Genomic DNA, 9,714 nt, shown 5'->3' on the forward strand with positions numbered 1-9,714 from the left:
CCGGCGGCGGCCGGCGCGCTGCTGGGCTCGGGCCTGGCCGGTGGCGGCGGCGGGGGTGGCGGCGGCCCGGTTCGCACCCGCTGAACCCTGCGGCCGCGACCCGCCGCCAAAGGCGAAAAACCTAAGCTCAACCTCTCGACGCATCACGCCGGCGGCATCATTCTACGCCCCCTTCAGGGTGGCCAAAATGGCCGCCGCAGGTCCGAGCTGTGATTCGTCAAGGGAGGCCTCATGGCCACGCGGGAAGCTGCCGTCGGGCGCGCACGAAAATTCTTCGATGAGGGTGGCTTCAAGGCGCTGCTGAGCAGTCTGGTCGCCATTCCCTCCACGTCCCAGGAAGCCGCGCACCGCGCGGACCTGGACCGTTACCTTCAGGAAGGCATCCAGCCCTGGCTGGAGCGCCTGGGCTTCCAGAGCCGCATCCACGCCAACCCGGTCGACGGCTTCGGCCCCATCCTCACCGCCACGCGCATCGAGGACCCGGCCTTGCCGACCGTGCTGCTCTACGGCCACGGCGATACCGTCGCGGGGCTGGAGGCGCAGTGGTCCGCCGGCCTCAACCCCTGGCAGCTGACTGAGCAGGGCGACCGCTGGTACGGCCGCGGCACCGCCGATAACAAGGGCCAGCACGCCCTCAACCTCGCCGCGCTGGAAGCGGTGCTGGAGGAGCGCGGCGGCCGCCTGGGCGCCAACGTGAAGGTGGTGCTGGAAATGGCGGAGGAGCGCGGCAGCATCGGCCTGCGCGACTTCATCGCCGCCCATGCCGAGGAACTGGCTGCCGATGCGCTGATTGCCTCGGACGGCCCGCGCGTCGAGCCCGGCCTGCCCACCCTGGCCAGCGGCACCCGTGGCACGTTCCATTTCGACCTGGCCGTGCGCCTGCGTGAGGGCGGCGTCCATTCTGGCCACTGGGGCGGCCTGACCGCCGACCCGGCCATCATCCTGGCCCACGCGCTCTCCACCATCATGGACCGCAACGGCAAGATCCTGGTGCGGAAGTGGCTGCCCTCGGACGGGCTGGGCGGCGTGCCGGACGCCATCCGGTCCGTGCTGAAGGACTGCCCCGTCGGCGGCGGCGGCACCGCCGCGACCATCGACGCGGAGTGGGGCGAGCCCAACCTGACCGCCGCTGAGAAGATCTACGGCTGGAACAGCTTCATCGTCCTGGCCATGACCAGCGGCGTGCCGGCCAACCCGGTCAACGCCGTGGCGCCCGATGCCGTCGCCCACTGCCAGATCCGCTACACGGTGGATAGCGACCCGGCGACCTTCGAGGCGTCGCTCCGCCATCACCTCGACATCCATGGCCTGGACGTGGTGCGCATCGAGAATGCCGGGCTGCGCATGCCCGCCAGCCGCACGGCGCCGGACCATCCCTGGGTGCGCTGGGCGCAGGCCAGCATGGAGAAGACGCTGGGCCAGCGCGTGCAGATCATCCCCAACAGCAGCGGCGGCCTGCCGGGGGATGTGTTCGTCGACCACCTGCACGTGCCACTGGTCTGGGTGCCGCACAGCTACAATGGCTGCAAGCAGCATGGGCCGGACGAACACTTCCTGATCGCGCCCGCCCGCGAAGGCATCGCCGCCTTCGCCGGCATGTGGTGGGATCTGGGGGAAGGCGGCACGCCGCGGCGCGGGTGATGGGGCTGGCCAGGGGCGCTGCCCCTGGACCCTGCCGGGGTGGAAAGTCCACCCCGGACCCCGCTGTCAGTTTTTCGGGGTTCTGAAAGGCTGTTTGAAACCTCTGGCGGCTGAGGGCGCTGCCGGGATTTTCGTGCCAGCGCGGAGGCGGTGCGGGCCGAATGCAGGGACATTTGGCCAAGCTGCCGACAAAGCTGACGCGGAGAAGCCCGCCGTGACCGACCCAGCAGAGCTTCCAAACGGTCTCTGAGCGCCCAGCGTGTTCTGCCCAAAGAGCTCAGCGCTACGCTGAACTTGGCGTTTTCAAGATCATCCTAAAAGGCTGCCGCACTGGCCCAGAGTCGCCGAGGGTCATTGACCCCCGGCGCACCACCATGCGGAAAATGAAAACGATCGTCGGGGTCTGGGGTGACCCTGTCACCCCAGCTGGGAAGTCCAGAAGGGGCGGAGCCCCTTTTGGCCCCGGCCCCAGCCCATTCACCCCCGCAGCGTCGCCCCCGTCGCCTTCGTCACGGCGGCGACGATCTTCGCCCCCACCGCTTCGATCTCGGCATCCGTCAGGCTGGCGTCGCGCGGTTGCAGCGTCACTTCCAGTGCCAGGGAGACCTTGCCCTCCGGCAGCCGCTCGCCCGCGTAGCGGTCGAACAACGCGACGTCGGTGATCAGGGCACGCTCCGCCCCGCGGGCGGCGCGCACCAGGTTCTCGGCCGGTACGGTGGCATCCACCAGGAAGGCGAAGTCCCGCTTCAGCGGCTGGAAGGCAGGCAGGTCTGGCACCGCCTTCTTGCGCTTCTTCGGGTCCGCGACGAGGTCGAGGAACACTTCGAACGCCACGGCGGGGCCGGGCAGGTCCAGCTGCCCGCGCAGCGTCGGGTGTAGCTCACCGAAGGTGGCGAGCACCGTCTTAGGGCCCTGCTTGATCACGCCGGAACGGCCCGGGTGGTAGAAGCCGGGCGCTTCCGCCGCCACGCTCAGCGCAGCGGTGGGCACGCCGAGGGAAGCCAGTACCGCCAGCGCGTCGCCCTTGGCATCCATGGCATCCACCGCACGCGCGGGTTCCGACCAGTGGCGCGGGGTGAAGCCGGTGCGGAGGCCAGCGGCCACCGTCAACTGCCCGGCGGGCGTGATGTCGCGGTACGCGCCGCCGATTTCCGCCAGCGCCACATCCGGGTAGCCGCGCGCGATGTTGCGGGCGGCGGCCAGGGCGATGCTGGCCAGCGGCGTGGGGCGCATCTGGTTGAGGTCGGCGGCGATCGGGTTTTCCAGCCGCAGGGAGGCCGGGGTGTCGCCGAACAGCGCCGCCGTCTTGTCATCCAGAAAGCCGAAGCTGACGCAATCCAGCATGCCGCGCGCTGCCAGCACCCGGCGGGCGAGGCTGGTGCGCGTCTGCCGCGCCGTCAGGCTCGACTGCGGCACGGGGGAGGGCACGGGCAGGGAGACCGGCGGCACCGCATCCAGCCCGCGCAGGCGCAGCACTTCCTCCAGCAGGTCGCATTCCGGCTCGATCGCCGCGCAGCCTTCGGCGGCCTTGGCGGCGCGTTCCGGTGCCAGCTCGGGGCTCTGCGCCAGGCCGCCCTGGCCACCGGCCACGTCGTTGCGCCAGGACGGCACGTTGACGGTGACGCCGGCCTCGTCGCGCGATGCCACGGAGAAGCCCAGCCGCTCCAACCCTTCCACCGCCTCGTCCGGCGTGATGGAGGAACCACCGAGGCCGGCGATCCGTTCGAAGCGCAGATGCGCCGTGCGCTGCCACTGCGGCTCGGCACCGGCGGCGGTGATTTCGGACGCCTCGCCGCCGCACAGCTCGATGATCAGCGCGGTGGCTGCTTCCAGCGCGGCGGGCGGCAAGGCCTGGTCGACACCCCGCTCGAAGCGCTGCCGCGCGTCGGAGCGCAATTCATGCCGGCGGCCAGAGAGGGCGATCTGCACCGGGTCGAACAGCGCGCATTCGATGAATACCTCGGTGGTGCCGAGGTCGGAGCCGGAATGCTCGCCGCCCATGATGCCGGCCAGCGACTCGACGCCGCCATCATCGGCGATGACCAGATCGTCGCGCGTGACGCTGATCTCCTTGCCGTTCAGCGCCAGGTAGCTCTCACCTTCCCGGCCACGGCGGATGACCAGCGTGTCGCCCTTCACCTTCGCCACGTCGAAGACGTGCAGCGGGCGGCCGAGGTCGTAGGTGAACCAGTTGGTGACGTCGACCAGCGCGTTGATCGGGCGCAGGCCGATGGAGACCAGCTTGTCCTGCAGCCACTTGGGGGAGGGGCCGTTCTTCACGCCGCGCACTGCGCGCCCCAGCACCCAGGGGCAGCCGGCCAGATCATCGACCGACCATGCCAGCGGCGAGGGATACGCGGCCTGCACCGGCGCCGGCGCGAAGGGCTTCAGCGTGCCGAGGCCCGCCGCCGCCAGGTCTCGCGCCACGCCGCGGACGGAGAGTGCATCGCCCCGGTTCGGCGTCACGCTGATCTCGATGACAGGATCGTCCAGCCCGGCCCAGCTGGCGTAGGGCTGGCCCACCGGCGCATCCGCCGGCAGGTCGATGATGCCGTCATGCTCGTCGCCGAGGCCGAGCTCGCGCGAGGAGCACATCATGCCCTGGCTCTCGACGCCGCGGATCTTGCCGACCTTCAGCACCATGCCATTGGCGGGCACCACGGCGCCGGGCAGGCCCAGCACGGTCTTCATCCCGGTCCGCGCGTTCGGCGCGCCGCAGACGATGGTGCGGATGGTGCCGTCGGCGATGTCCACCTGGCAGACCCGCAGCTTGTCCGCATCCGGGTGCTGCACGGCCTCGATGACATGGGCGATGCGGAACGGGGCCAGGGCGGCGCCCCGGTCCTCGATGCCCTCCACTTCCAGGCCGATGGCCGAGAGGGTGGTGCTGATCTGTTCCAGCGTCGCATCCGTCTCCAGATGCCGCTTCAGCCAACTCAGGGAGAATTTCATCGGATCACACCCCCTCCGCGAGGGACGCAGGCGAGAGCGGGCTGGTGCCGTAGTGCTTCAGCCAACGCACATCGCTGTCATAGAAGGGCCGCAGGTCGGGGATGCCGTGCTTCAGCATGGTGATCCGCTCGATGCCCATGCCAAAGGCAAAGCCCTGGAACTCGCGCGGGTCGATGCCGCAATTGGCCAGCACCTTCGGGTGCACCATGCCGCTGCCCAGGATCTCCAGCCAGTCGCCGCCCTTGCCCAGTTCGCCGGTCTTTCGGTTCCAGCCGATATCCACTTCCATGGAGGGCTCGGTGAACGGGAAGTAGGAGGAACGGAAACGCACCGGCAGGTCGCGGATGTCGAAGAACGCCCGCAGGAAGTCGATCAGGCAGCCCTTCAGGTGGCCGAGCGTGATGCCCTTGTCGATCAGCAGCCCCTCCACCTGGTGGAACATGGGGGAGTGGGTGGCGTCATGGTCGGCGCGATAGGTACGGCCGGGGACGATCACGCGGATCGGCGGCTCCTGCGCCAGCATGGTGCGGATCTGCACCGGGCTGGTATGGGTGCGCAGCACCGGGCGGCGGCCATCCGGGCCAGCCGGCACGTAGAAGGTGTCGTGGTCCTGCCGCGCCGGGTGATGGTCGGGGATGTTCAGCGCGCTGAAATTATACCAGTCGCCCTCGATATCCGGCCCCTCGGCGACGGCGAAGCCCATCGTGCCGAAGATCGCCGTCAGTTCCTCGATGGTGCGGGCGATGGGGTGGATGGCGCCCGCATCCGGCCCGGCGGGCGGGAAGGGGCGTGCGGGCAGGGAGACATCCATCCGCTCGGCCGCCAGGCGCGCTTCCAGCGCGGCGGCGTCCAATGAGGCGCGGCGGGCCTCGATCGCGGCCTCCAGCGTCGCCTTCAACCTGTTCACGGCGGCGCCACGTTCCTTGCGTTCCTCGGGCGGAACGCCGCCCAGCGCCTTCAGCAGCGCCGTCAGAGCCCCACTCTTGCCCAGCGTCGCGACCCGCACCGCGTCCAGCGCGCGGGGGTCGGTGGCTGCGGCCAGCGCGGCCTCGGTGTCAGCCTGAAGTCTGGCGAGGTCGTCCGACATCGTCTGCGGTCCCGTCTTGCCCTAGAGCGTGATCGCCTGGGGTGGAATCACCGAAAGGCGTGAATCACGCTATCAAACAAAGGTTTAGAGCGCGTTTAGCGAACGCTTGCGAACAGAGTGCGCTCTGATACGAAAAAAGCCGCCAGACGCCCGGGGGAGATCCCCCAGGCGGCGGCGGCTCTGTTCTGCCTGGTCCCCCCGGTTGCCCGGCGGGACTGGAAGATCACGCCCCGGCGGGAGCCGGAAGCGCCGCCTTGGCCTTTTCGACCAAGGCCGCAAAGGAGGTGGCGTCGTCGAACGCGATCGCGGCCAGGACCTTGCGGTCCAGCTCGATGTTCGCGGCCTTCAGGCCGGCGATGAACTGGGAATAGTTCATGCCATGCTCACGCGTCGCCGCGTTGATGCGCTGGATCCACAGGCCGCGGAACTCGCGCTTCTTGTTGCGACGGTCGCGATAGGCGTACTGAAGCGCCTTCTCGACCCGCTCAAGAGCCGGGCGGTAGGCGGTGGAGGAACGACCGACATAGCCCTTGGCGAGCTTGAGGATCTTCTTGTGACGGGCGTGGGCGACTACGCCGCGCTTAACACGTGCCATAGGTCAGATCCTTCCTTACCGGGCCGAACCGTACGGCATCCACTGCTTCACCGTGTCACCGTCCTGCTTCGGCAGGATGAAGGTGCCGCGGTTCTGCCGCTTCATCTTGTTCGTCTTGGCGGTCAGCATGTGGCGCTTGTTGCCGGCGCCGGCCTTGACCTTGCCAGTGGCGGTCAGCGTGAAGCGCTTCTTGACGCTCGACTTCGTCTTCATCTTGGGCATTTCGATCTCCTGAATCTGAGGTGACCACCGGTACGGATGGACACGAAACCACGGCCGGGCATGCCCTACAGGCCCGGACGCGCGGGAAGAGGGCGGCGTATAGCCTCATCGCGGCCATCGGGGCAAGGCCGCATCGGCTTGGCTGGGCAGCCTGGGAAAGGTCGGGGGAGCGAACTTCCCCGAACCCCTACCTTTTGTCTTCGAGTCTGGGATAGCGCCTAGGGTCCAGTCGCCGCACCAAGGGGCGAAGCCCGATTTGAATCAAAGGCAAAACGGGCTGACCCCTCGGCCGCAGAGGCCATAGGCCCCCACCGACCCGGAAAAGCCGAATCCCTCAACAGCCATCGGACTCGCAGAAACAGAAGAAGGGGCCCGGGGATTTCCTTCCCCGGCCTTCCACCCTCGCCCAGGCCCGGAACGCCCAAAGGCCTGCAGCCCCGCCACAGCCGCGAGTCCCCCCTTCATTTGTATCGGAATGCGCCGCATATGCTCCGGCATGATCCCTTTCCGGAAGATGCACGGCCTCGGCAACGATTTCGTGGTGGTGGATGCCCGTGCCGATGGCGCGCTGGCCGCGCTCGCCATCACGCCAGCGCGGGCCGCCGCCGTGGCGGACCGCCACCGGGGCGTCGGCTGCGACCAGTTCATCGTGCTGGAGCCGCCGGGCGAGGGCGCCGACGTCTTCATGCGGATCTGGAACCCGGATGGCTCGCAGGCCGAGGCCTGTGGCAATGCCACGCGCTGCATCGCCGCGCTGATGATGGCGGAGACGGGGCGGGACCAGGTGGTGGTCCGCACCGTGCGCGGCAACCTGCCCAGCGAGCGGCTGCCGGATGGCAGCATCCGCGTCGACATGGGCCCCCCCAGCCTCGGCTGGCGGGACGTGCCGCTGGCGGAGGAGCTGGACACCACGCATCTGCCGATGACGATCGGCGACGTGGCGGACCCCGCCGCGTGCTCGATGGGCAATCCGCACGTTACCTTCTTTGTGGGGGACCTGGACCGGCTGGACTGGCAGGCCATCGGCCCGCAGGCCGAGCACCATGCGCTGCTGCCCGCCCGGGCCAATATCGGCTTCGCCCAGGTGCTGGATACGGACCATATCCGCGTCGGCATCTGGGAACGCGGCGCGGGGCCGACGCTGGCCTGCGGCTCCGGCGCCTGCGCCACGCTGGTAAACGCGCATCGCCGGGGCCTGACCGGCCGCCGCGCGCGGGTGGACCTGCCCGGCGGCACGCTGCAGATGGAATGGCGGCTGGACGGCCATGTGCTGATGGGCGGCCCGGTGGCCACCGCCTTCACCGGTGAGCTGGACTGGGACGCCCTGCCTGCATGAGCGTCGAGGTCCTGACCTTCGGCTGCCGCCTGAACGCGTATGAGAGCGAGGCGATGCGGGACCTCGCCACCCAGGCAGGCCATGGCGCCGCCGTGCTGGTCAATACCTGCGCCGTGACCGCCGAGGCCGAGAAGCAGGCGGCCCAAGCCATCCGCCGCCTGGCGCGGGAGCAGCCGGGCACCCCCATCATCGTCACCGGCTGCGCCGCGCAGATCGCGCCGGAGCGCTGGGGGGCCTTGCCAGGGGTGACGCGGGTGGTCGGCAATGCCGACAAGCTGAAGCCGGAAAGCTGGGCGCCCGGCGCGCCTACGGCCGTCTCGGACGTCATGACGGCTCGCGGCGTCACGCCCCATGCCGTCACCGAGTTCAAGGGCAGGGCACGCGCACTGATAGAGGTGCAGCAGGGCTGCGACCACCGCTGCACCTTCTGCGTCATTCCCTTCGGCCGCGGCCCGTCCCGCTCCGCGCCGATGGGGGAGGTGGTGCGGCAGGTACGGGCGGCGGTGGAGGCCGGCTACCACGAGGTGGTGCTGACCGGCGTGGACATCGCCAGCTATGGCCCCGACCTTCCGGGCCGCCCGACGCTGGGCCAGATGGTCCGCCGCCTGTTGGCGCTGGTGCCGGGGTTGCCGCGGCTGCGGCTGTCCTCCATCGACCCGGCGGCGATCGACGAGGATCTCTGGCGCCTGCTGGCGGAGGAGCAGCGGCTGATGCCGCACCTGCACCTGTCCCTGCAGCATGGGGACGACCTGATGCTGAAGCGGATGAAGCGGCGCCACAGCCGGGCGCAGGCCCTGGCCGTCGCCGCCCGCGCACGGGCGCTGCGCCCCGGCATCGCCCTGGGGGCCGACCTGATTGCCGGTTTCCCGACCGAGACCGAGGCGCATTTCACCGCCATGCTGGACCTGGTGGACGAGGCAGGGCTGCATTTCCTGCACGTCTTCCCCTATTCGGAGCGGCCGGGCACCCCCGCCGCCCGCATGCCGCAACTTCCACCCCCCCTGCGGCGTGAACGTGCGGCCAGGCTGCGTGCCGCCGGCACCGCCGCCACAAACCAATTCTACGCGGCCCGGATGGGCCAGGAGGAAGCCGTGCTGCTGGAACGTCCCGATGCCGGCCACACCGAGCATTTCTGTCAGATCCGCCTCGTCTCCGGCAGCGGCGAGCGGGGCCGGGTGGTCCGTGCCCGCGTGACCGGCGCCGATGCGCGCGGCCTGCTGGCCGAGGCGGCCTGACGCCATGGCCTTGCGCAGCCTCTGGGCCAAACTGACCGGCAAGCCGATTCCGGAGGAGGCCGAGAAGGCCCTGCCGGACGACGCGCCCGCCGCTTCTCCCCCCGCCGAATCCCACCCTGCCGCGACCTCGCCCGCGCCGCTGGAGACCCGCAGCCCGCCGCCGGAGCCGGAGCTGCCGGCGCCGCCCGCGCTGCCGGAGCACGTGCCCGCGCCGCCGGCCCCGGCCCATACCCGTTCCGACCCCCAGCCCGCGCCGGACGGCGAGCAGGGGCCGGTGCCCGCATCGGTCCCACCGGCCCATTCCGTGCCGCCTGCCTATGCCACGCCGCGCCCGGCCACCACGGTGCCGGCAGCCGAGGCCTACCCGCGTGCCTCCGCGGCCCCGTCTCAGCCCATGCCTTCCGCCCTGAGGCAGGAGCCACCGCCGCCTTCCACGCTGGACCGTTCCCCTCTCGTCGCCCCGGTCGAAATCCCGCCGGCGCCGATGCTGGACCTGCCGGTGCCGCGGCCGTTCACACCGTCGCCGACATCCTTGCAGCCGCCGGTATCCCAGCCCGCGCAGCCGCAGCCGCAGCCGCCGGAAGCGCCGCCGGCTCCGGCAGAGCCGGTGCCGCCGGCCGGGCCGGGGCGGGAGCCGCCCGCGCCA

7 protein-coding genes and 1 pseudogene are annotated in these 9,714 nt (G+C 70.4%); 4 read left to right on the plus strand and 4 right to left on the minus strand.

Annotated elements, in window-relative coordinates; all coding sequences use genetic code 11:
- Positions 1–231 precede the first annotated feature (231 nt).
- A complete protein-coding gene (locus IBL26_RS24365) occupies positions 232–1,641 on the plus strand; it encodes a M20/M25/M40 family metallo-hydrolase (RefSeq protein WP_187787105.1) in 1,410 nt (469 codons plus the stop codon).
- 477 nt (positions 1,642–2,118) lie between these two features.
- Here IBL26_RS24365 and pheT read toward each other — a convergent pair whose 3' ends face one another.
- From pheT to rpmI, 4 genes are all read right to left on the minus strand, one after another.
- Positions 2,119–4,593 carry a phenylalanine--tRNA ligase subunit beta gene (pheT, locus tag IBL26_RS24370; protein ID WP_187787106.1) on the minus strand — a complete coding sequence of 825 codons (2,475 nt, stop codon included), beginning with the start codon at positions 4,591–4,593 and terminating at the stop codon, positions 2,119–2,121.
- A 4-nt stretch (positions 4,594–4,597) separates the two neighbouring features.
- Entirely contained in the window at positions 4,598–5,680 is a 1,083-nt protein-coding gene (gene pheS, locus IBL26_RS24375; protein WP_187787107.1) for a phenylalanine--tRNA ligase subunit alpha, read from the minus strand.
- Positions 5,681–5,903: 223 nt separating this feature from the next.
- Positions 5,904–6,275, minus strand: a complete 372-nt coding sequence (gene rplT, locus IBL26_RS24380; RefSeq protein ID WP_187787108.1) for a 50S ribosomal protein L20 — start codon at positions 6,273–6,275, stop codon at positions 5,904–5,906.
- A gap of 15 nt (positions 6,276–6,290) precedes the next feature.
- Positions 6,291–6,497 (minus strand): 50S ribosomal protein L35, encoded by a 207-nt coding sequence (gene rpmI, locus IBL26_RS24385; protein ID WP_187787109.1) that lies wholly within the window; start codon positions 6,495–6,497, stop codon positions 6,291–6,293.
- 496 nt (positions 6,498–6,993) lie between these two features.
- Between rpmI and dapF the strand changes: the two genes are divergently transcribed.
- The 3 genes and pseudogenes from dapF to IBL26_RS24400 form a co-directional block, all read left to right on the plus strand.
- Positions 6,994–7,833, plus strand: coding sequence for a diaminopimelate epimerase (gene dapF, locus IBL26_RS24390; protein WP_187787110.1), 840 nt, complete (start codon positions 6,994–6,996; stop codon positions 7,831–7,833).
- Positions 7,830–9,068: a tRNA (N(6)-L-threonylcarbamoyladenosine(37)-C(2))-methylthiotransferase MtaB gene (gene mtaB, locus IBL26_RS24395; RefSeq protein ID WP_187787111.1), complete on the plus strand. Its 1,239-nt coding sequence runs from the start codon at positions 7,830–7,832 to the stop codon at positions 9,066–9,068. Before dapF ends, mtaB begins: the two co-directional genes overlap by 4 nt.
- A 4-nt stretch (positions 9,069–9,072) precedes the next feature.
- A pseudogene (locus tag IBL26_RS24400) lies at positions 9,073–9,714 on the plus strand (hypothetical protein); the annotation flags it as partial.

It is taken from the genome of Teichococcus aerophilus (assembly GCF_014490485.1).
Taxonomy (GTDB): domain Bacteria; phylum Pseudomonadota; class Alphaproteobacteria; order Acetobacterales; family Acetobacteraceae; genus Pseudoroseomonas; species Pseudoroseomonas aerophila.